Here is a 21,225-nt window from a genome sequence, read left to right on the forward strand (position 1 = left end):
ATTCTATAAAGGAGAGATGCATGGGTACCCTAGACTACAAACTTTTTGAATATGGACGAAAGGAAATGGATGAATTAAGCCAGGCAGATAAGATACTTGGAGCTGCAATACAACGGTTGGGCAAGATCGATCGTGTTATTATCCCGGATCTGTTCACTGCGCTTATCCATGCCATTGTGGGCCAGCTTGTCTCCGTCAAGGCAGCGGCAACCATATGGGGACGCATGCTCAAGCATTACGGAGCGATCTCCCCTCAGTCGATCGCCATGCAGAATGCCGATCTGATCCAAAGTTGTGGAATGACAATGAAGAAAGCAGTCTGTATCCACAATATTGCAGTAACAATATCCCAAGGAAACTTTGACCTAGACGGACTGCACTGCTTGTCGGATCAACAGGTCATTCACAAGCTATCTGCCTTGCCAGGTGTTGGTAGATGGACGGCTGAAATGTTGTTGATTCATGCCATGGAGCGGCCGGATGTTGTTAGCTGGGGGGACTTGGCTATTCGACGCGGTATGATGAAATTATACGGCCTTCCATCGATAAGCAAAGGTCAGTTCGATACCCACCGGTCTGCTTATTCACCGTTTGGATCCGTGGCTTCTATCTATTTGTGGAAGATTTCTTCCGAATAAAATTTTGATATGGAGGAACACGATTGAATTCCAACAAAGTAAATGAGCAGACTAAGGAGATAAAGAGTCACTTAAGAAATAGAATTGGAAGCGTATTTATACCGGCAATGTATCCATGATGCTATGCTGTAGAATAATTAATAGCTAGGAGGGACTAATTTGAACGTTATCAGACTTCCGAGAGAAGAGAAGGAACATCTGATTCAGCATGTGCAGCAATACTTCGAAGAAGAGCGATCAGAGACAATTGGGGAGTTAGGCGCGGAACAATTGATAGACTTCATGATTAAGGAACTCGGACCTTATCTGTATAACAAAGCTATCGCGGATGCACGGAGTATGATTCATGAAAGGGTTAATCAGATTGATGATGAACTGTATTCACTTGAGAAGACGATTGGCAGAAGGTAAATAGCAGCACTTAGACAAGAATAAGCCCCGTTCTATGGATAAACATTATCTATGGAAGGGGGCTTTGTTGCGGATTGTGATCGGCCAGCCGGGAAGGAGAACGAACTCTTTTTCGACAAAAATAGTCATTGCTCTCCTAAGTAGGCTCAAAGTATGATAATAGGTATGGGTAAATTTTCCCGTATGAATATTTTAGTGAGAATATACTTAAGAAAGGACAGCAAGGGGCATTGGGAAATTCATTTTAGAAATTAGTATATTAAGATCAATTATAACTAGGAGAGATCAAATGAAGTCAAATGTGATGAAGTACATAGTACTTACTTTTCTTGTTTTCGGTTTAGCCTTAACTCCCTTGCTGAACCTGAACACTGCAGCTGCTGCATCTGCACCAGCAAATAAAGCAATCCGGGTCTATGTTCACAATAAAGAAATCCACCCGAGTTCAGCTCCAATAATAAGGTATGGTCGTGTGTTCGTGGAGCTTCGCAGCATTCTTAAAACATTAGGCTACACGCTGAGTTATGATGATAAGAAGAAGGTGTTCTCTGCTGTATCTGAAGATAAGACGATCAAAATCGATCTGAAAACGGGCAAGGCTAATTTGAGCGGTGAAGCTTTTCCTAACGATCCGAAAGACCCCTATGTGATTACAGGTGCAGCCAGCACATTCGTAGATCTGGAATTTCTGGATTATGCCACGGGTCTAGAGACAGACTGGGATAAGGCAAACAGAACGATTAAAGTTCATAAATCAACTACGGGTGAACCTTTGAAAGCAGATATAAGAGAGATGAATACTGTAATCAAAAAAATGTTCAAGGCCATTAAAGATGGGGATACCAAAGGTTATTTGTCCCTTATTAACAAGGACTCAGATTATGAATTCTATGAAGAGGTCATGAGCGACCCAACTTTGCTTACTAAATACGCAGGTTACACTTCGATTGACAAACTTACCCCAGACTTTGACCATACTCCTGCAGATGGCAACTATATGGTCAAGAGGATAAACGCTGACATTTATATCCCTAAGAGACCCGGCGAGCTTCTTGACCGTATCGAACATCTAAGCATCGATATGGAACTCGATAAGAATTACAAGTGGACTATTGATTATCTCGGAACAGAGGATACGGAATATGTCAATTATAAAGAAGTATTGAAAAAGGAAGCCGAAGTGCCAGAAACAGATAAAACTGCGATTCGTGCTTTGTTGGATGCTTTTATTAAAGCTCTTAACGATAGAAACGTTGAAGCGGTGATAGGTACAATGAATACGGACTCGTCTAATATCAAAGAAGTCAAGAATGGTCTTTTCAGAATTTTTGCACTCAGTGATTTGGAAATCAAAACAGAGTGTATGTCCATCGTTTCTTATGATAATAATTCTGCTACTATTTATTTGATTCAGAAGAATCGATATACTGACTATGGATTGGAGACAAGAAACTACACACTCCACAAGCTAATTAAGCTATCAGACGGAACCTGGCGTATTGCTCTGAATGGTTCTGTGCAGCTTGAAGAAGAAGTTCTACATGATCATTCTCAGTAGGATTCCTCTAATTAGTTAAACGTCACATAAAGTAAGGATTAGCAGCAAGCGGCTTAACCCGCTTGCTTTTACTATTTTATTGTCACAATGTTCATAAAATTCCCTTTATCAGATTAACTAATGAGTCCTATAAAATCATTCAAATTGACCCTGAATGCCTAGTGTGATAGGTTCTAGTAAGTAGATTTATTAAGTTGATGATAATTGTAGGAATTAAATCTAAGTATGCTACGTGAGGTGGATTTTGTTGGAACTCCAAGTAACAAATAGTCCTTTTAATCAAGAGCAGGCTGAACTGCTCAATCGTCTTCTGCCTACACTAACGGATAACCAGCGGATTTGGCTTGGTGGTTATATCGCAGCTTCGCTAGGAACAGCAACTGCCGCAACTGCTGCACCTGCGAGTGCTCCGTTAGCCGTTCTGACAGAAAATGCACCTGTTATCTCCAAAGAAGTTACAGTCCTCTTCGGATCACAGACCGGCAACAGTGACCGGCTGGCCAAGAAATTGACCAAGAAGCTTGAAGAGAACGGCTTCCAGGTGACCGTGTCCGCTATGGGAAGTTATAAGTCTAATAACCTGAAGAAGGTTGAGAATCTCCTGATTGTAGTAAGCACACAAGGAGAAGGTGAACCGCCTGATAATGCGATTCCTTTCTATGAATTCCTTCATAGTAAGAGAGCGCCTAAACTGGACACTCTTCGTTATTCCGTTCTTGCCCTGGGAGATACTTCATATGAATTCTTCTGCCAGACAGGGAAGGACTTTGACAAGCGTCTGGAAGAACTCGGAGGCAAGCAGCTCACTCCACGAGTGGATTGTGATGTAGACTTTGATGAGGCAGCAGCTGAGTGGATGAACCAGGTGCTTGGCGCATTAAGTGAGGGTTCTTCAGCTCAGGCAGCAGGAGCAGTAAGCCAGCTGGCCACTTCTACTGAAGTCGAGTCGGAATATTCCAGAACGAATCCTTTCCGTGCAGAGGTTCTTGAGAATTTGAATTTGAACGGCCGTGGTTCAGACCGGGAGACTCGTCATGTTGAGCTATCTCTTGAAGGCTCGAACCTACAATATGAACCAGGTGACAGCCTTGGCGTATATCCTGAGAACCACCCTCGCCTTGTTGATGAACTTATCGAGGCGCTTGGATGGAATGCTGATGAGCTTGTACCTGCAGGCAAGAATGGGGAAGAACGTACGCTTAGAGAAGCGCTGCTTCGTTACTATGAGATTACGGTCCTAACCAAACCTCTTCTTACTCAAGTGGCAGAGCTTACTTCAAATCCGGAATTGATGAACCTATTGAGTGCCGGACATGAAGCTGAATTAAGAACTTATCTTGCTGAGCATGATCTGCTCGACCTGGTTCAGGATTTCAATCTTAAAGGCGTATCTTCCCGTGCGTTAACCGCGCTTCTTCGCAAAATTCCTGCCCGCTTGTATTCGATTGCAAGCAGTCTAAAAGCGAACCCGGACGAAGTGCACCTCACCGTACGTACGGTAAGGTATGAGACTCATGGAAGAGAACGTTATGGCGTATGTTCCGTACAGCTCGCAGAACGGGTAGAAGCTGGAGACACCCTGCCTGTATTTATACAGAATAATCCGAATTTCAAACTGCCTGAAAGCAGTGACACACCTATTATTATGATCGGTCCTGGTACTGGGGTTGCTCCTTTCCGTGCTTTCCTCGGGGAGAGAGAAGAGACAGGAGCAGAGGGCAAAACTTGGTTGTTCTATGGTGATCAGCATTTCTCAACTGACTTCCTGTACCAGGTTGAATGGCAGCGCTGGCTCAAAGAAGGCGTGCTGACCCGTATGGATGTAGCCTTCTCACGTGATACCGATCAGAAAGTATATGTTCAGCACCGGATGCTGGAGAAAAGCAAGGAGCTTTACCAATGGCTGCAGGAAGGCGCAGCGGTCTATGTATGCGGGGATGAGAAGAAGATGGCTCATGATGTTCATGCAGCTCTGGCTGCCATCCTTGAACAAGAAGGCGGCCTCAGCCCTGAGGAAGCTTCAGACTATTTGACACAAATGCAACAGCAGAAACGTTATCAGCGGGATGTCTATTAATTAGACCATCCGCCGATTACGAGAGGAGAATAAAGCTATGTCCGAGAATAATTTGTTGTCGCCTAACAGTGCTCCACACAGCGATGTGGAAGAGATCAAGCGCAGAAGTAACTATCTGCGCGGAAGCCTGGAAGAGACACTTAAAGATCCATTGACGGGCTCGATCCCTGAAGATGATAACCGACTAATGAAGCATCACGGCAGTTATATGCAGGATGACCGTGATCTTCGTAATGAACGTGCGAAGCAGAAGCTTGAGCCGGCATACCAGTTCATGCTTCGTGTACGTGCTGCTGGCGGTGTAGTTACACCTGAACAGTGGCTAATGATGGACCGTGTTGCCAAGAAATATTCCAGCGGCACGATCCGCCTGACTACTCGTCAATCTTTCCAGCTTCATGGAGTGTTGAAGTGGAATTTGAAGAATACGATTCGCGAAGTTAATGAGTCTATGCTCAGTACACTTGCCGCTTGCGGTGACGTGAACCGTAACGTGATGTGCAACCCGAATCCTCACCAGTCAGAGATTCATTCGGAAGTCTACGACTGGGCCAGCAAAGTGAGTGATCACCTGGACCCTCGTTCACGCGCTTATCACGAAATCTGGCTGGATGGAGAGAAGATTGTAGACAGCCGGGATGGAGAAGAACAAGAGCCGATCTACGGGCATGTCTACCTTCCGCGGAAGTTCAAGATCGGAATTGCGGTTCCTCCTAACAATGATGTGGATGTCTTCTCGCAGGACTTGGGACTCATTGCTATCGTTGAGGATGGACAATTGAAAGGCTTCAACGTCTCGGTAGGCGGTGGCATGGGGATGACCCATGGAGATCCGAAGACCTATCCGCAAGTATCCAAAGTGATTGGCTTCTGCACTCCAGAGCAGATGATTGATGTAGCGGAGAAGACAGTCACCATCCAGAGAGACTATGGAGATCGATCTGTCCGTAAGCACGCCCGGTTCAAATATACCATTGACGATCGTGGGCTGGATTGGTTCAAGAAGGAGTTAACTGCACGTCTGGGCTGGGAGCTGGCGGAAGCCCGTCCTTATCACTTTGACCATAATGGCGATCGTTATGGATGGGTGAAGGGCAGCAATGGAAAGTGGCATTTCACCTTGTTCATTCAGAATGGACGTGTCAAGGATGAGGAAGGTTATCCACTCATGACAGGGCTTCGCGAAATTGCCAAGGTCCACACTGGGGATTTCCGTCTTACACCTAACCAGAGCTTGATCATCGCGAATGTAGCGAAGCAGCACAAGAAGAAGATAGAAGCCTTGATCAAGGAATATAACTTAACCGACGGGAACCATTACAGTGCACTTCGGAGAAATTCCATGGCTTGCGTAGCACTTCCAACCTGCGGACTGGCTATGGCCGAATCGGAACGCTACTTGCCATCCCTAATGGATAAGATTGATCCGATTCTGGCTGAGAATGGTCTGCAGGACGAAGAGATCATCATCCGGATGACGGGATGTCCGAACGGATGCGCAAGACCAGCGCTGGCAGAGCTCTCCTTTATCGGTAAAGCCCCGGGTAAATATAATATGTATTTGGGTGGCGGCTTTGCAGGTCAAAGATTGAACAAGCTCTATAAAGAGAATATTGGTGAAGCTGAGATTCTGGAGAATCTGAAGCAGCTGTTCGCTCACTATGCCAAAGAACGGAATATCGGAGAGCACTTTGGTGACTTTACAGTTCGTGCTGGCTATGTCCCTGAAGTTCTAGATGGGCAGCAGTTCCACGCTTAATGCGGACTGTATGATAAACTTATTCAACTAAATATTGAAAGGCTGATTCTAGGTTAGAAACTTGGGAATCAGCCTTTTTTTATGTAAAATGAATGTTATTTTAATTGACATCCTAAGAGGGCAGGGGTATCATTGCAAATAATAAATTTGCTAAATGTCTAATTATTTGCAATAACTCACATTTCATGTGAATAATCGCATCTTTTAAGTGAGAATGAACAAGGATGGGGGCAGCAATCATGAACATACTGAAGCTTATGCCTAAAGCAGAATTGCATATTCATTTGGATGGAAGTGTAAGACCCGATACAATTATCAGCCTGGCCAAAGAAGAGGGACTCATGCTTCCGGTGATAGATCCCAATGAGCTTCGACCTTATTTACATGCAAGCGAGCAATGCAGCAGTCTTACCGAGTACTTATCCAAATTCCAGCTGCCGCTGCAATGCCTCCAATCTGCCGAAAGTCTGCGCAGGGTGGCTTACGAGCTTGTTGAGGATGCACATCGGGATCATGTCAAGTATATGGAAATTCGATTCGCCCCCCTACTTCATATGGAGAAGGGTCTTACTGTAGAGGAGATTATTTCTCATGTTCTTGCTGGAACAGATGAGGCTGAACGAAAATTGGGTACGACTACGAGATTAATCATTATTTGCTTGAGAAGTCATCCTGTCAACAAGAATCTGAAAGTTGTCCACGCAGCCAGCGCATTCATTGGAAAAGGTGTGGTTGGCATGGACCTGGCAGGAGACGAAGTGTCATATCCCCCTGAAATTCATCGCAAAGTGTTCGAGCAAGCCCATGACTATGGACTCCCGATTACCATTCATGCGGGAGAAGCAGCGGATGCAAATAACATTGATGAGAGTATCCGCCACTTGCATGCGGCAAGAATCGGGCATGGTGTCAGGCTCCAAGACGATGCAGCTTTGATGCAATGGGTGAAGGATCATCACATTGTGTTAGAGATGTGCCCATCCAGCAATGTGCAGACCAAAGCTGTGGAGAGTTGGTCGGATCACCCGATAAAAGAGTATTTCGATCAAGGAATTCGAGTTACCGTGAATACAGATAACCTGACCGTATCCGGTACGACGCTAACCAAGGAATACGAAAGGCTTATGGAAATACACGATTTCTCAACGGCTCAATTTGCTGAAATGAACTTGTATGCCCTACAGGCCTCTTTCCTGGAGAACCCCGAGAAGCTTCGCCTGCTTAATTATTTCCGAGAAGAGTATGAAACAATGGGTCTGCTCCCGAAATAAGGCATGCCGATTTCTGATATGTAAGATGTGAGGTTCCTTTTTTGATAAGGAAAAGTATAATAGAGTAGTGCACAAATGCGACTAATTAATTACACACTTGGAGGATATAATGGCTAAAGCAAAGGTTGCCAAGAGGCCAACCCGTGATGAATTTGTGTTAGAGGAGTTAGGTAATCAGTTAACTGAGGCCTTTCAGGAGAAATCGGAAATTGTCTTAACCGTGTGGGGCTGGGAAGAGACCGTGAGAGGACAAATTGTTCTAATGGATTCCCGCACAGGTAAGGTTCACGTTATGCAGAAAGAAGTAATGCTCAAGATTCCATTCATGGATATCATGAACGTGGAGTATCCAAGAGATTAGAAGGTTGGATTAATGAACCCACTAAATCCGCGGAATTCTTATATTTAGACCAGTGTAATTATTATACGCTGGTCTTTTTGTATTCTAACGAGACCAGTCAGCCGAAGCTTGATGTGACAAGCTACGCGGCAGAGTGATTTTTGGAAAAGACGGGGAGAGTGATATAATTTAGAATGAACTTCATTGCAGCTCAACTCGCAAGAACACATTTAAACTAAGAAAAGAGGATGATCCGGTTGCAGACAAGAACGTTGGGAAAAACAGGTTTGCAGGTTTCCGCTTTAGGTTTGGGTTGTATGGGCATGTCCGACTTCTACGGTGGACGTGATGATGACGAATCGATTCAAACGATCCATCGGGCATTCGATTTGGGTGTAACCTTCCTGGATACAGCCGATATGTATGGTGTTGGCCGCAATGAGGAGTTGGTGGGAAGAGCAATTAAAGGACGGCGTAATGACGTTGTTTTGGCTACGAAATTTGGCAATGTTCGTGCTGCGGACGGAGCAATGCTTGGGATCAACGGGCGTCCGGAATATGTCAGACAAGCCTGTGAAGCCAGCTTGCTGCGGCTTGGCGTAGATCATATCGATTTATATTATCAGCACCGCGTTGATCCGAAGACGCCGATTGAAGAAACGGTTGGCGCCATGGCTGATCTCGTTAAGGAAGGTAAGGTACGCTTCTTGGGATTGTCCGAGGCATCGGCAAATACGATTCAGAAGGCTGCGGCCGTTCATCCCATTACAGCGCTTCAGACCGAGTATTCGTTGTGGAGTCGTGACGTAGAGGATGAAATTCTTCCGGTGTGCCGCGAACTTGGGATTGGATTCGTTCCGTATAGTCCACTGGGAAGAGGATTTCTTACAGGCCAGATTAAACGCTTTGAAGATTTGGCGGAGGATGATTATCGCCGTTATTCACCCCGGTTTCAGGGTGAGAATTTCACCAGGAACCTGGAGCTCGTAGATCGGATTCGTCAGATTGCCGACGAGAAGGGCTGTGAGCCGTCTCAACTTGCACTGGCCTGGCTGCTTGCTCGGGGAGACGACATTGTACCCATCCCAGGGACTAAGCGAAGAACGTATTTGGAGGAAAATATCGGAGCCTTGCAAATCAAGCTGACCGAAGAAGATAAAGCTCGGATCGAAGAAGCCGCCCCACAGGGAGCTGCAGCAGGGCAGCGTTATCCTGAGGCGTCCATGAAGAGTTTGGATAGATAAGTTTAAACGAAAAGAATACATGTATACAAAGTCCGCGCTTAGCGCGGGCTTTTTAATTATAGAAATACAGGAAATAAGTTATTGTGCTAACATATGGTTATAAGTGGAAAATGGAGAAAGAAGGTGATAACTATCTTTTTGCCATAGTCTTTCCAATATTATTTCTCAGACGCTACAAACACTTGCTGTTACTCTTTCTTATGTCTTGTGTAGTATCCAGTGTACTAGTAAAGAGTTATTTACTGGATACGGGAACCTATTTTAAACCCTTTGGACAAATACAGGAGGTATTAGTAATCACCGAAGCATTGATTTTTGGAATAGTGCAAGTATTAATTGTTCTCTTAATTAACTTTCTTTTGCGTGCAAAAAGAGCATATAAGTGAAGGTAATAGAAATAATGCTGGAAATATTATCATAGCGATTTAGGGAGGATTTACTGTGAACGAACAAATTCTGGACTGGTATGATTATAATATATGGGCGAGTGAGAGAGTGTTTGAGCATCTCAAGACACTGCCAAGTGATATTTTTGACAAGGAAGTGGATTTAGGGTTTAAATCGATAGCAGAAGTACTGAGCCACCTTGCTTCAGCTGATGAAGTTTGGTTGGACCGGCTCCAAAACGATAGCAGTGCATCGATTAAGACTATTCGGTTAACTAGTCTTGAGGAAGCGAGAATTTACATAGATAGTCTGCAGTCCCGGATGCGTGAATATGTTTTATCAATCGATCATCCGGAGCAAATTGTGTACTATAAGAACTCCATGGGACAGGAGTTTCAAAATTCAGTATCCGAGATCGTGCAGCATGTTGTGAATCATGGAACCTACCATAGAGGTAATATATCCACAATACTCAGACACCTGGGTTATACAAGCATACCAACGGATTATATTGTCTACTTAAGACAGAGCCACTCTTCAGAAAAGGAATCTAAGTATGAACAAAATTAAGAGCGGTATCCTGGGTCTCTGTATTGGAGATGCACTCGGAGTCCCGGTAGAATTTCTTGGCCGAGATCTACTAAAGAGAACTCCTTTAACGGATATGATCGGCTATGGCAGTCATCAACAGCCTGCAGGCACATGGTCAGATGATGCATCACTAACCTTATGTCTGGTGGAAAGCCTAGCAGAGTGCGGCAGTCTCAATCTTAACGATCTGGCGGCTAAATGTGTGGACTGGTTAAGAGGCACAAGGTGGACTCCCCACGGGGAGGTATTTGATATCGGAATTGCGACCCGGCAAGCATTAGAACGGATTGCACAGGAATCTGTTCAGCCGGAACGGGCAGGTGGCGAGGATGAATTCAGCAACGGCAACGGGTCTTTAATGAGAATACTGCCATTGGCCTATTATTTAAATGCAAATGAACAGGAGGACTTCATATCCGCAGTAACCGGGGTATCTTCAATAACCCATCGCCATCCCATATCCATTCTTGCATGTGTATTTTATGTTAAATATGCCTCATATCTAATCAGGGGCAAGAACTTGCAGGAGAGCTATCTTGAGAGCGTCGAATACATGAAGGAGACTTTCCCGGCAAATCCTTATCTTGCACGTTATGAGCGACTCTTGTCAGGTCAAATTGCACAGCTCGAAGAGACGGAGATTCAGTCGTCCGGTTATGTGATTCACACCCTTGAGGCAAGTGTATGGAGCTTATTAACTACAAATTCTTATCAGGAGGCTGTTCTGCGAGCGGTCAACCTGGGTGAAGACACGGATACAACGGGCGCAGTGACCGGAGGATTAGCCGGAATCTATTATGGTCTTGAGGGGTTACCTCAGCAGTGGGTACAGATGCTGGCAAGAGCTGATGACATCGATTCATTGTGTGAGAGATTTGAAACTATTTTTAACTAGTAATATCAATTCGATTAGCCGGAATAATTCCACCCGTTCCCAATCGTTTGTGGCATAGAAGGAATAGAACTCAACCGGGCTGAGGGAACACTATGGGGTGCACGCGACTCTTTAGATTGTGGTGGGCAACCGCTGGGTGGACCAATGACAACGGTATCTGTAATCGGTGCCAAGGCTGCTTGGAGCTGAGCTTCATCCAGACAATAAGTATGCGATAGTATACTTGCGGGCGTGAGTCTCAACAAGTCGGAACCCCCGATAAATTCAGGAATTGGCGTATCGAAGATCGCAAGTAAGTGGGTATTATCGACCGTTGCTATTTCATAATGCCACCAGCCTTGAGGGACGTTTGCGACTTGGCCAGGAGTGATCGGCAAATTAACAAGGGTTTTGGTGAACGGGTTGATCAACGAGACCGTGGCTGCCCCGGCGATACAGAAGACTAGCTCGTTCGCATTCTGATGATAATGAGGCTCGACGATATTAGACCTGCTCAGATAAATATCCAGAAGAGAGACATTCCCTAAGGTGTTAAGCTGATTAATGGATAGGGAATTTATATAATTATTAGAGTCTTTTTTGAAAAAAGGGTTGCTGCTTAAATCATAAGTGTACTGTACATTTGGTGATGTGAAGTCCATATAACTATTCATTTGGTTGGCGCTCCTTTAACTTTGCGAGGTTAGTGCAGTATATGCCGCTCGTTAGGATATGGCCCATTGGAATGCACAAATATAGGGACACCTTCAAGAAGAAGGTGTCCCTAGGCATGTGACTTTGCTTTATTGTGTTGTTAACTCAGCTTAATTATGGCTAATTTGGCTTGATGTGGATGGGCTTACTGCCGATGCCGAGCTGCTGTTATTTTTACCAACTCCAAATTGATTCAGAAGATTGCCAATACCGCCTGCACCGGACTTCGAGAAATTCTGTACCTGGCTCATAAGCTTCTGGCGGGATTCCGGATTTCTCATTAAATAGGCGGCTCCCATTGCTGCTGCAGTAAACATCAGTTTCTTATTCATAGTTGAACACTCCTTTTGGCTAAGACTGTTGTTGACCTATGTATAGGAATTTACCCGATCCACGCTTATTTAAACATGAGAAAAAAGGGAGTAGGCTCTCCAAGAGATCAATGACAGATGTATGAAAGCGATTGAGGACGGGTATATAACTAGAGAGGTTACACGAACATGAGAGGAGCGGTTAATATGAGGGAAACGGTTCAGGAAGGCAATGCTTTTGTAATCAAGGAGGGTGGCAGTGTGATCGCTGAAGTCACCTTTAAACCCGCTGGTGAGAATACACTTCTTATTGATCATACCTATGTTGCTGAAGAAATGCGAGGTCAGAAGCTGGCTGAGGACCTTGTCCGGCGTGTGGTTGAGCATGCGCGCGAGACCAACCAAAAGATCATACCCGCATGTTCGTATGCGGACGCCCAATTCCGGCGCCGTAAGGAATACGAGGATGTATGGATGAAATCCTGATTCATATTCTTTCATTGAATGAAATGTTATAATTAAATTTCCAGATGGAATCATGAGCCCTCTTCAGGAAGGGCTTTTTTAAATTTATAAGCAAAAGAAAGCGGGGTTAGAATCGATATGATTACATTAGGAGTACTGGACCAGGTCTATATCTCCGAAGGCTACGGGGCTACTGAAGGTCTGCAGCAATCCACTCGACTTGCTCAAGCAGTAGAAGAGCTGGGTTACTCCAGATTCTGGGTATCCGAGCATCATTCCATGCCAGCGCTAGCCTTCTCAAGCCCGGAGGTCTTGATTGCCCATCTCGCCGCAGCGACCTCCCGGATTCGAGTTGGCTCTGGTGGAATCATGCTTCCACACTATAGCGCATATAAAGTGGCTGAGAATTTCCGGCTGCTGGAGGCCCTGCATCCAGGGCGGATCGATCTGGGCCTCGGACGTGCTCCAGGCGGCATGCCGCTCGCAACAAAAGCACTTCAACAGGATAAATACGTAGATGTTAATAAATACCCTCAGCAGGTACTCGATATCATTGGCTATTTGCATGGATCACTCCCAAGCGGGCATCCATTTGAGAAGCTTCTGGCATCTCCTTCGATTCCTACGGCACCCGAAATATGGCTGCTAGGTTCAAGTGGGGAGAGTGCTAGACTTGCAGCTATGCTGGGGACTTCCTACGCTTTCGCTGAGTTCTTCGGCACACCCGGCGGAGAGCAAGCGACAAAGTACTACAACGAGCATTTTGAGCCCCGTGATGAACTTCCGAAACAACCTCGCTCCATGATTGCAACGCTGGCCATCTGTGCCGAGACGGAAGAAGAGGCCAACCGACTGGCATTCAGCAGTGATTTGTTATTCCTTGGAATAAGAACAGGCTTGGTGGTTCCTTATCTGCCTTCCGTGCAGACAGCGGAGAATTATCCTTACACAGAAGCCGATCTGATGCATATTCAGCAACTACGCACACGGCGGATTATCGGAACACCTGACCAGGTGAAAGAGAAGTTGATTCAAATGGGCCAAGATTATGGCGCAGGCGAGATCCTTATAACGAGTCCGATCTATGACGAACAAGCAAGAATACATTCGTATCGGTTGATTGCCGAATCATTCGGAATGAAATAAGATACTTACTGTTCGAAGCCATCAAGAAGAGTTCCGCCATATGGCTCCAGTGTTCTCGATACCAAAGTTTCGATAGGAGAGAGGTCCCTTCTCAGATATACAGCCTGAAGGGCTGTATCCAAATTGTCTGCCATAGCGGGATCGAATGTTTTTAACGCTCTAAATAGATGTTTGCCTTCTCCAATCCACTGCTGATTTACTCGCAAATGAAATTCACAACAGGTTACAACCAGTCTATTTACGGAGAACCATAGCTCGACTGTGGATTCTCCTCCTCTAATATCCTCTAACAAATCCGTAATGACATAGCGCTGAAAGTTAATTTCATTCAAAGACCAGGGCATAGGGCCATATGCCAAATCGGTTCGTGCTTCTTCAAGTACATGTATTCCTTCTTCTTCGCATTTAATGACGTGCCCTTCAACAAGCATTCTCTGTAGCGAAGGATTCGCAGCATAGATCCCTTCATTGAAGATGTCTCTGTAGCTGTAACTGGTAAGAACAAAGCATTCAATGATCCAATCATATTCCTTAATCGTCTTATGACAAGCCATTTCAGCCGTATCGTCTACAATAACTATGTCCAGATCAGAGTGGATGTTAGGGTCGCTCCTGCTTCCGCTGCCGCCCAAAACTGCAAGCGAGCATTTAGGAAAGTTAATCTGAATAAACTGCTCTGCCGCTGCTCTTCCCTGAATTCGCATTTGGTTTCCTCCGAAAGGTTGTTAGTCATTTACACTTCAGCCCAAGCGGAATGCCCTCCATCTGAATAATGTAGATTAACCTATACAGAAGGTGGTGGTAAATGTGAGTCATGTTAAAGGTTATGGCGGTTTCACTTCTACAGGTGCAATCCTCGTTCTTTACATTTTGCTGGTAATTATTCTTAGCGCTGGTGTATGGGTGTAGGTTGAACTTGTATTAATGCCTCCTTGATCATCAGGGGGGCATTAATCCCTTATAACTGAATGTATGAAGCAAATGTACATATGTTGATATAGAACTAAGGGGGATGACAATGGATTATTTGGAAATGGTGGCCCGGTTGGGTATTGGAAGCGCACATCCCGGAGGATTTCTGGCAACTATCGAGCAGCTTGAAAAGTATAAGCCGGCAGTTGGCGGGACTGTGCTGGAAATTGGCTGCGGTACGGGCAGAACGGCATGTTATTTGGCTGAACAGGGGTACAAGGTAGTTGCCACGGATGTAGATCCCATTCTTTTGTCAAAAGCAAAAAAAAGAGCAGCCGCTATGGGGGTTCATGTGGATTTCTGTCAGGCTGATGCGCATGCGCTGCCTTTCCCAGACCATACATTCCAGACCATTCTGGTTGAATCCGTAACCAACTTTACTCAAGCAGGGAGATCCGTCTCCGAGTATTTTCGTGTTCTCAAGCCAACCGGGCTGCTTTACGACCGCGAGATGTTCGTCAGAACTTCAGCTCCAGACGGGGCTTTGGATGAAATGAAATCATTCTTCCGTATGCCTTCCTTAATGAAGAAAGAAGAGTGGATAAGTATAATGGAGAGCAGCGGCTTTTCCCAAATCCAGATGCTGGATCTGAGCGAGCTGAAGGATGAGAAGTTGGGCCAACAATATGAATACCCGGATGATTATCAATTTTTTGACGAAGGATCCTTGTTGGACGATAGCGTGCTGGAATGTGGGATCCGATCTTCCAATTTGATTATGGATAACAAGGAACATTTGGAATATGGGACCCTTCGTGCCGTGAAATTATAATTACCTGAAGGCTAAATCAGGGATGAATGCAGACATATGTTTTTTGGTTTTCTCTAATTGTTGAGCCGCATTCTTAAGTCTGTCGCTGGAGGTCATCGTACTCATGGGAATGATTTTGAAGTTTCGATGATTTCTATAGTAATTGTAAGTGGGTATGAATGAGGGATGCTTAAGCGTGATTGTTTTGCTGACTCCCGTCACGGTCTTGATCACCTCAATACTCCCAATTCCCCCGATTAAGCGCTCTGTCTTCTCCTGTGCAGATAGGAAGTTCCCGAGCGAATACATTACAAAAGTTTTGTTCCCATTCTTCCCTTGAACCCAAGCCGGAGGCTGAAGCACATGCGGGTGGTTCCCGATTACAATCTGTACACCCATATCGGCTAACTGCTGTGCTAACTGCTGCTGCTCCCGGTTGGGCATTGGCTCGTACTCAGTACCCCAATGCATCGATACAACAATTACATCTGATAGCTTCTTGGCTTTCTCTACGTCAGCTTTGATTTTGTCCAAGTTAATCAGATTAACCAGATAAGGCTTATCTTTCGGTACTGCAATTCCGTTGGTACCGTAAGTGTAGGCGAGAAAAGCGAAAGTGATATTATTGCTGGTTAAGGTGCGTAGGGTACCTGCGTCCTCCTCAGATCGAAAGGAACCGGTATATGGCATATGCAGCTTATCCCAATAGGCTAAAGCGCTGCGAATCGCTTTCTCACCGCGGTCCATCGTATGATTATTGGCAAGAGTCACCATATCTACTCCAGCCATCTTTAGCGCGTCTCCAATCTCATGAGGACTGTTGAAAGAAGGATAGCTTGAAAGCCCGAGTTCCGAACCGCCAATCATGGATTCCTGGTTCGCTACTAGAATATCCGGTTCCTGGGTAAGCTTTCGAATCTCATCAAACATCGGATTGAAATTATACCTGCCTTTTGAGATAGCCGCATCTTTATAGACCGGACTATGAATTAACACGTCTCCGACAGCAGCCAGTGTGGCTCGAGTGATCACGGGTACATGAATTGTTGGAAGATTCACGGTGGACGAGCCCGGGAGGGGAGGGATGAAAGTCCGTTCTCTCATACAGCATGAATTAGTCGCCGACTGACGAATGTTGTTGGAATCCGTAGCGGATGTACCTCCAGTACAACAGCAAAGCAATAAGAACATTGCGGCTGCACAGAAGAAGGATCTTCTACTCAAATAGACACCCCCTAACCGTGTAAAAGCAGCACAATAACTAAAACTATGATGGGGTAGGGGAAAAGATACCTTTTTGAGCTATATTGAATATTCCTTGACGGGAATATTCCTGTAATGTTATATTGTTCTTGTAAACAGTAATTAGCAACTCAAAGGAAATGACAACCATGGATATAACTACATTTAGTGCTCTTGCTGAACCAAACCGATTAAGAATGATTGAACTTCTAGCAAGCGGCCCGCTAACCGTCGGGGAGATTGCTGAGCGTCTCCAGCTTCGCCAGCCGCAAGCCTCCAAGCATCTGCGAGTCCTTCTTGAGGCGGGACTGGTGGAGGTCAAGCCTGACGCCAATCGGCGGAACTATCAGCTGAGAACTGAGCCGCTTCAAGCTCTGGATCAATGGCTCAGTGCCTATCGCCGAATCTGGAACGAACGGTTTGACAATCTTGATAGTTACCTGAAGAAGCTGCAATCGGAAGACAACAAATCAGAATGAAAAATGAGGAGGAATTATTCATGTCAAGCCCAATGATTTCAAAAGTAGAGGGTCAGGAATTGGTTTTGGAGCGAGTATTTAATGCGCCTCGCGATTTGGTATTCAAAGCATTCAGCGAGGCCGAGCATCTGAAGCATTGGTGGGGACCACGAGGTTGGATCCTCACGGTATGCCATGTTGATTTTCGTCCAGAAGGAATCTGGCACTACTGTATGAAGTGCATCGATGAGAATCAAGGGGACTTTTTTGGAATGGAATCATGGGGGAAGGCGGTCTATAAGGAGATTGTTGAGGGTGAGAAGATCGTCTACGTGGATTATTTCTCAGATGCCGAAGGTAATGAAGCGGTGGGAATGCCATCTTCTTATATCACTATGACTTTTGAAGAGCAAGAGGGGCGTACCAAGCTTACCAGCCGATCCAAATATGATTCTGTGGAAGCCCTTCAAGCGGTTCTGGATATGGGTATGGAACAGGGAATTACGGAGACCTGGAACCGCCTCGCAGAGCATCTTCAGTCAATGAAGTAACTCCGACAGGGTAGAGAAACTTTCCGAGAAAGTTTAAAATATACAGGGTACTGACTTATTTGGAAAGAGAGAGACGGATGGAGAAGAAGAGAGACTCGTTTGTATTTTGGGTTTGCTGCGGGGTATTTGCAGTGAGTATTCTGACGATATTTATTCACCAGAATTCATTACTGCTGGGCAGTTTGGGTAAGCTGGATAATGACGATGTCAGGTATTTGCGCAGCGGACAGTATTTATTGGAGCATGGCAAATTAATTTACTACAATCCAGTAACCACGCTATCTGCTTTCATTATGCCCGGGCTGCCCGTCTTGATCGCTGGGATCATGAAGGTATTTGGAACAGGTGACGCGGGAATCTATGCATTTCGTATATTTCAAGCCCTCCTGACCACGGCTTCCATTGGACTTATCTACTTGATTGCTAATCGCCTATTTGGTCTTCGGACAGCCAAAATCGCAGTGGTTCTCGCGGCAGCTTATGTTCCTATTTATTATGCGGGGGACTTGATTCTGACGGAAACCTGCTTCACTTTTTTCCTGCTATTGCTATCCTATGTGTTCTTGATTGCACTCAGTAAGAACCGGAAACGGGATTATGTACTGCTGGGATTAGTTATTGCAGCTGCTATTTATTTTAGACCCACAGCAGCTATGCTGCCACTAATAATCGGAATGACTTGGTTGTTCCGAAGAGAGAAGCTTAAGCTTATTCTCAGAAACACAATTCTATTGGGACTAACATTAATCATATGCCTAAGCCCTTGGTGGATTCGCAATTATCAGGTGTTTCATCAATTTATACCTTTAACTAACTCTTCTGCTAATCCTCTGCTGCTGGGGATGCTGATCAATGGGGAAGAGCCCCAGGACTTCATTCGCGATCACGAGCAGATCTATCAGACTTACCGTCACGGAAGCGAAGAGCAGCAGAAAGAACTGGCGATGATGATTTTCAAATATCAGATCACGCATCATCCTTTTATATTTGGAGCGTGGCTGATTTTTGGCAAATTGATCCGGTTGATTATTGTTCCGTTCTATTGGGCGCCGATTCTTGGAATTCCATATTGGCTTGCTGCACTTCAGCATGTCATATACTTGATCTTCAGTATTGCGGGTATATGGAAGATGCTCCGGCATAGAACCTCAGCTTATTATGGCTTCTTGAGCATTCTTGCTTATTTTGTGGTGATCTATCTTCCGTTCATCACGATGGAACGATACTTTTACCCCACTATGCTGCTGATGATGATTCCTTTGGCTCATTTCATGGAGCAGTGGAGGGTTCTCCCGATTAATCGTCGTAGAGCACGGAGCACTTCTCTATCAGAAGCCAAAGTGAACGCAAGTGCTTAGGATGTGTTATTTAGTAAGGATTAACGGCATCTGAATGGTAATAATAGCATATAGACGAAGAGACCTTGTAAGGCTGAATGTCTTCAAGGTCTTTTTGACAATTTATAAAATGTTTGATATATACTGTAGGAGGGTATAGTATACAAATAGATAGAAATTAACAGAGGAGTGTTATTATGAAAAAACATTTGCTAGTTCTCGGTGCTGCTCTAATTGTCACGTTAAGTGGATGCGGCAATAGTACGCAGCAGGAGGGTTCATCCTCCAACAATGCTACAAACAGTCATGCTGATATGGCAGAGATGAACCATTCGGGTTCAGGCGAGGTGCCGAAAGGGCTGAAAGAAGCTCAAAATCCAACCTTTAAAGTAGGGAGCCAAGCTGTGGTTGAGGCTGACCATATGCCGGGAATGAAGGGTGCGACTGCAACCATTGCAGGTGCTTACGACACCATAGCTTATGCTGTTACTTATACACCGACAACAGGTGGGGATCCGGTTCCCAATCATAAATGGGTGATTCATGAAGAACTTCAAGCCCCGCATGCGGAAGCTTATAAGCCTGGTGATGAAGTGGTTCTTAAGGCAGATCATATGAAGGGCATGATGGGTGCCAAGGCTAAGATTGATTCAGCAGAGAAGACAACCGTCTACATGATCGATTACACGCCTACAACAGGCGGCTCCAAAGTGACCAATCACAAATGGGTAACAGAGAGTGAGCTCACGGCAGCAAAATAATTACCGTACCTTCCTTAAAAACCTCGAAAAGAGGTTTTTTTGTTTGTCTACTGATAAAATATGGGAGCCATCGAAATAGACACAAGATGAGCTTCGTAGTGTCAATGCACAGATAGAGTTCATTTTGCGTGAAGCACTGAAGCAAAAAGGACGAGATAAATAAATTTTGGCAGCATTAAGCCCATACCTGCAACGAAAGCATGCCGACTCGAGCTGCCACGGGTCTGGACTGAAATTTTCTTAGAAATTCGAAGTCAGGATTAACCACGTAGTCGGTCAGAAATGCTGAGGTCTGACTGTTCGGCTTACGATTTCTGTTCAGCGCAGCAATAATGGTCTCCGCGCTCTTAATGCCGATTCCGTGACCATAATATAGGCCGGGCTCTAGCAAAACCACATTCTCACCCTGCCATTCATTCTTTTCCGGGGCGACATCCGGGTTCTCGAAGTACAGGACATCGCCTGGAAAAGCCTCTTTACCTTTGTCACTGACTTGAAGTACAAGATTAGGGTCATGTTCTCCATCATATAGGAATAAGTGATTGAAATAGATATCAAACGAATCTGGGGAGATTGATTCGATTACGGCTTTGTACCATACGATAACCATGGCAGTTCCACATTCGAAAGCGTATAGCGGACCGTTCCTGTAGATATCGTTAATGGCGTCTGACGGCTTGACCCCACTTTTTAGCCGAAAACCTCCACTGCTCTCACGAATCCAAAAAGCCTCATTACAGCGTGAGCTGCTGAATTTGGCGAATTTGACGCCACTCGAATTCAATTCTCTGGCAGCTGAAGTAATTTCCTGCCTTACCAGCAGTTCAAATCTCAAGGAATCCAGCGAGGGATACCGATATGTGAATGAGCTTTTCTCTTTCTGCAAGACAATTGCTCTCTCAAGCTCAGACAAGGGTAACTTGCTGATCTGCTCATTTGATGTATGATCATCGATCAGAATCATATTTCGTTCCTCCAATCTTATAGGACTCTACAATATTGTAGGCAGAAGCCCTGTAATTGGTGACTTGATTAGCCGGATTAATGTCCATATGCATAATCGAGTTCAGAGTGGGAGAAACTTCTGGAAGTGACAATTCTAATGAGTTAGGACGTGACATATGCTCTGGACAGTGTTTGTAATATTACTAATACTCTGGCTGCTTGGTTTTATGTTTCACATCGCTGGAGGCCTGATACATATCCTGCTGGTTATTGCAGTGATCACACTGATCTATAATTTCATACGTGGTCGACGAAGATAAGACCAAGTGATACAGGCTGCCGAAGATTTCGGCAGTCTTTCTTTACATTTGAGGACATATGTCCTTCTCTATTGTTCAGATATATCTTTTAATTATGAAACA

24 protein-coding genes are annotated in these 21,225 nt (G+C 45.0%); 19 read left to right on the forward strand and 5 right to left on the reverse strand.

Annotated elements, in window-relative coordinates:
- Positions 1–20 precede the first annotated feature (20 nt).
- The 10 genes from EJP77_RS01090 (at position 21) to EJP77_RS01135 (ending at position 11,171) form a co-directional block, all read left to right on the forward strand.
- The gene (locus tag EJP77_RS01090) at positions 21–638 is read left to right on the forward strand and encodes a DNA-3-methyladenine glycosylase family protein (RefSeq protein WP_127197347.1); all 618 of its coding nucleotides are present in this window, start codon (positions 21–23) and stop codon (positions 636–638) included.
- Between the two features lie 159 nt (positions 639–797).
- Positions 798–1,049, forward strand: coding sequence for a DUF2164 domain-containing protein (locus EJP77_RS01095; RefSeq protein WP_127197348.1), 252 nt, complete (start codon positions 798–800; stop codon positions 1,047–1,049).
- Positions 1,050–1,338: 289 nt separating this feature from the next.
- On the forward strand, positions 1,339–2,607 hold the full coding sequence (locus tag EJP77_RS01100) for a copper amine oxidase N-terminal domain-containing protein (RefSeq protein WP_127197349.1): 1,269 nt from the start codon (positions 1,339–1,341) through the stop codon (positions 2,605–2,607).
- 247 nt (positions 2,608–2,854) lie between these two features.
- Positions 2,855–4,684 carry an assimilatory sulfite reductase (NADPH) flavoprotein subunit gene (locus tag EJP77_RS01105; RefSeq protein WP_127197350.1) on the forward strand — a complete coding sequence of 610 codons (1,830 nt, stop codon included), beginning with the start codon at positions 2,855–2,857 and terminating at the stop codon, positions 4,682–4,684.
- 37 nt (positions 4,685–4,721) lie between these two features.
- Positions 4,722–6,443 (forward strand): assimilatory sulfite reductase (NADPH) hemoprotein subunit, encoded by a 1,722-nt coding sequence (gene cysI / locus EJP77_RS01110; protein WP_127197351.1) that lies wholly within the window; start codon positions 4,722–4,724, stop codon positions 6,441–6,443.
- Between the two features lie 239 nt (positions 6,444–6,682).
- Positions 6,683–7,714 carry an adenosine deaminase gene (gene add / locus EJP77_RS01115; RefSeq protein WP_246021599.1) on the forward strand — a complete coding sequence of 344 codons (1,032 nt, stop codon included), beginning with the start codon at positions 6,683–6,685 and terminating at the stop codon, positions 7,712–7,714.
- 109 nt (positions 7,715–7,823) lie between these two features.
- Positions 7,824–8,075 (forward strand): YolD-like family protein, encoded by a 252-nt coding sequence (locus tag EJP77_RS01120; RefSeq protein WP_127197353.1) that lies wholly within the window; start codon positions 7,824–7,826, stop codon positions 8,073–8,075.
- Between the two features lie 236 nt (positions 8,076–8,311).
- Complete coding sequence (locus EJP77_RS01125; protein WP_127197354.1) at positions 8,312–9,298, forward strand: aldo/keto reductase; 987 nt, start codon at positions 8,312–8,314, stop codon at positions 9,296–9,298.
- Positions 9,299–9,739: 441 nt separating this feature from the next.
- The gene (locus tag EJP77_RS01130) at positions 9,740–10,255 is read left to right on the forward strand and encodes a DinB family protein (protein WP_127197355.1); all 516 of its coding nucleotides are present in this window, start codon (positions 9,740–9,742) and stop codon (positions 10,253–10,255) included.
- The gene (locus EJP77_RS01135; RefSeq protein ID WP_127197356.1) at positions 10,242–11,171 is read left to right on the forward strand and encodes an ADP-ribosylglycohydrolase family protein; all 930 of its coding nucleotides are present in this window, start codon (positions 10,242–10,244) and stop codon (positions 11,169–11,171) included. Before EJP77_RS01130 ends, EJP77_RS01135 begins: the two co-directional genes overlap by 14 nt.
- Before the next feature lie 14 nt (positions 11,172–11,185).
- Here the strand turns inward: EJP77_RS01135 and EJP77_RS01140 are convergent, their stop codons facing one another.
- Together EJP77_RS01140 and EJP77_RS01145 are read right to left on the reverse strand one after the other, a co-directional pair.
- Positions 11,186–11,824: a cupin domain-containing protein gene (locus tag EJP77_RS01140; RefSeq protein WP_246021601.1), complete on the reverse strand. Its 639-nt coding sequence runs from the start codon at positions 11,822–11,824 to the stop codon at positions 11,186–11,188.
- A 150-nt stretch (positions 11,825–11,974) separates the two neighbouring features.
- Entirely contained in the window at positions 11,975–12,196 is a 222-nt protein-coding gene (locus EJP77_RS01145; protein WP_127197357.1) for a hypothetical protein, read from the reverse strand.
- A gap of 186 nt (positions 12,197–12,382) precedes the next feature.
- On the opposite strand from EJP77_RS01145, the gene EJP77_RS01150 reads away from it, so the two are divergent.
- Positions 12,383–12,661 carry a GNAT family N-acetyltransferase gene (locus EJP77_RS01150; RefSeq protein WP_127197358.1) on the forward strand — a complete coding sequence of 93 codons (279 nt, stop codon included), beginning with the start codon at positions 12,383–12,385 and terminating at the stop codon, positions 12,659–12,661.
- Between the two features lie 117 nt (positions 12,662–12,778).
- Entirely contained in the window at positions 12,779–13,786 is a 1,008-nt protein-coding gene (locus EJP77_RS01155; RefSeq protein WP_127197359.1) for an LLM class flavin-dependent oxidoreductase, read from the forward strand.
- Between the two features lie 5 nt (positions 13,787–13,791).
- Here the strand turns inward: EJP77_RS01155 and EJP77_RS01160 are convergent, their stop codons facing one another.
- Positions 13,792–14,490, reverse strand: a complete 699-nt coding sequence (locus EJP77_RS01160) for a nucleotidyltransferase domain-containing protein (RefSeq protein WP_127197360.1) — start codon at positions 14,488–14,490, stop codon at positions 13,792–13,794.
- A gap of 103 nt (positions 14,491–14,593) precedes the next feature.
- Between EJP77_RS01160 and EJP77_RS01165 the strand changes: the two genes are divergently transcribed.
- Both EJP77_RS01165 and EJP77_RS01170 read left to right on the forward strand, forming a co-directional pair.
- Entirely contained in the window at positions 14,594–14,695 is a 102-nt protein-coding gene (locus tag EJP77_RS01165; RefSeq protein WP_127197361.1) for a dihydroorotate dehydrogenase, read from the forward strand.
- A 109-nt stretch (positions 14,696–14,804) separates the two neighbouring features.
- The gene (locus EJP77_RS01170; protein WP_185897091.1) at positions 14,805–15,530 is read left to right on the forward strand and encodes a class I SAM-dependent methyltransferase; all 726 of its coding nucleotides are present in this window, start codon (positions 14,805–14,807) and stop codon (positions 15,528–15,530) included.
- Here the strand turns inward: EJP77_RS01170 and EJP77_RS01175 are convergent, their stop codons facing one another.
- Complete coding sequence (locus EJP77_RS01175; RefSeq protein WP_246021603.1) at positions 15,531–16,733, reverse strand: CapA family protein; 1,203 nt, start codon at positions 16,731–16,733, stop codon at positions 15,531–15,533.
- Positions 16,734–16,900: 167 nt separating this feature from the next.
- Here EJP77_RS01175 and EJP77_RS01180 point away from each other — a divergent pair, with 167 nt between their 5' ends.
- From EJP77_RS01180 to EJP77_RS01195, 4 genes are all read left to right on the forward strand, one after another.
- Positions 16,901–17,230 carry an ArsR/SmtB family transcription factor gene (locus EJP77_RS01180; RefSeq protein ID WP_127197363.1) on the forward strand — a complete coding sequence of 110 codons (330 nt, stop codon included), beginning with the start codon at positions 16,901–16,903 and terminating at the stop codon, positions 17,228–17,230.
- Positions 17,231–17,250: 20 nt separating this feature from the next.
- A complete protein-coding gene (locus tag EJP77_RS01185) occupies positions 17,251–17,760 on the forward strand; it encodes an SRPBCC domain-containing protein (protein ID WP_127197364.1) in 510 nt (169 codons plus the stop codon).
- A gap of 77 nt (positions 17,761–17,837) precedes the next feature.
- A complete protein-coding gene (locus EJP77_RS01190) occupies positions 17,838–19,118 on the forward strand; it encodes an ArnT family glycosyltransferase (protein ID WP_127197365.1) in 1,281 nt (426 codons plus the stop codon).
- A gap of 176 nt (positions 19,119–19,294) precedes the next feature.
- Positions 19,295–19,858 carry a DUF1541 domain-containing protein gene (locus EJP77_RS01195; protein WP_127197366.1) on the forward strand — a complete coding sequence of 188 codons (564 nt, stop codon included), beginning with the start codon at positions 19,295–19,297 and terminating at the stop codon, positions 19,856–19,858.
- A gap of 175 nt (positions 19,859–20,033) precedes the next feature.
- Here EJP77_RS01195 and EJP77_RS01205 read toward each other — a convergent pair whose 3' ends face one another.
- Positions 20,034–20,822, reverse strand: coding sequence for a protein-glutamine gamma-glutamyltransferase (locus tag EJP77_RS01205; RefSeq protein ID WP_127197367.1), 789 nt, complete (start codon positions 20,820–20,822; stop codon positions 20,034–20,036).
- Positions 20,823–20,979: 157 nt separating this feature from the next.
- On the opposite strand from EJP77_RS01205, the gene EJP77_RS01210 reads away from it, so the two are divergent.
- The gene (locus EJP77_RS01210) at positions 20,980–21,123 is read left to right on the forward strand and encodes a lmo0937 family membrane protein (RefSeq protein WP_127197368.1); all 144 of its coding nucleotides are present in this window, start codon (positions 20,980–20,982) and stop codon (positions 21,121–21,123) included.
- Positions 21,124–21,225: the final 102 nt, after the last annotated feature.

Origin of the sequence: Paenibacillus zeisoli, from assembly GCF_003994465.1 — a bacterium.
In the GTDB taxonomy this organism is placed as follows: Bacteria; Bacillota; Bacilli; order Paenibacillales; family Paenibacillaceae; genus Fontibacillus; species Fontibacillus zeisoli.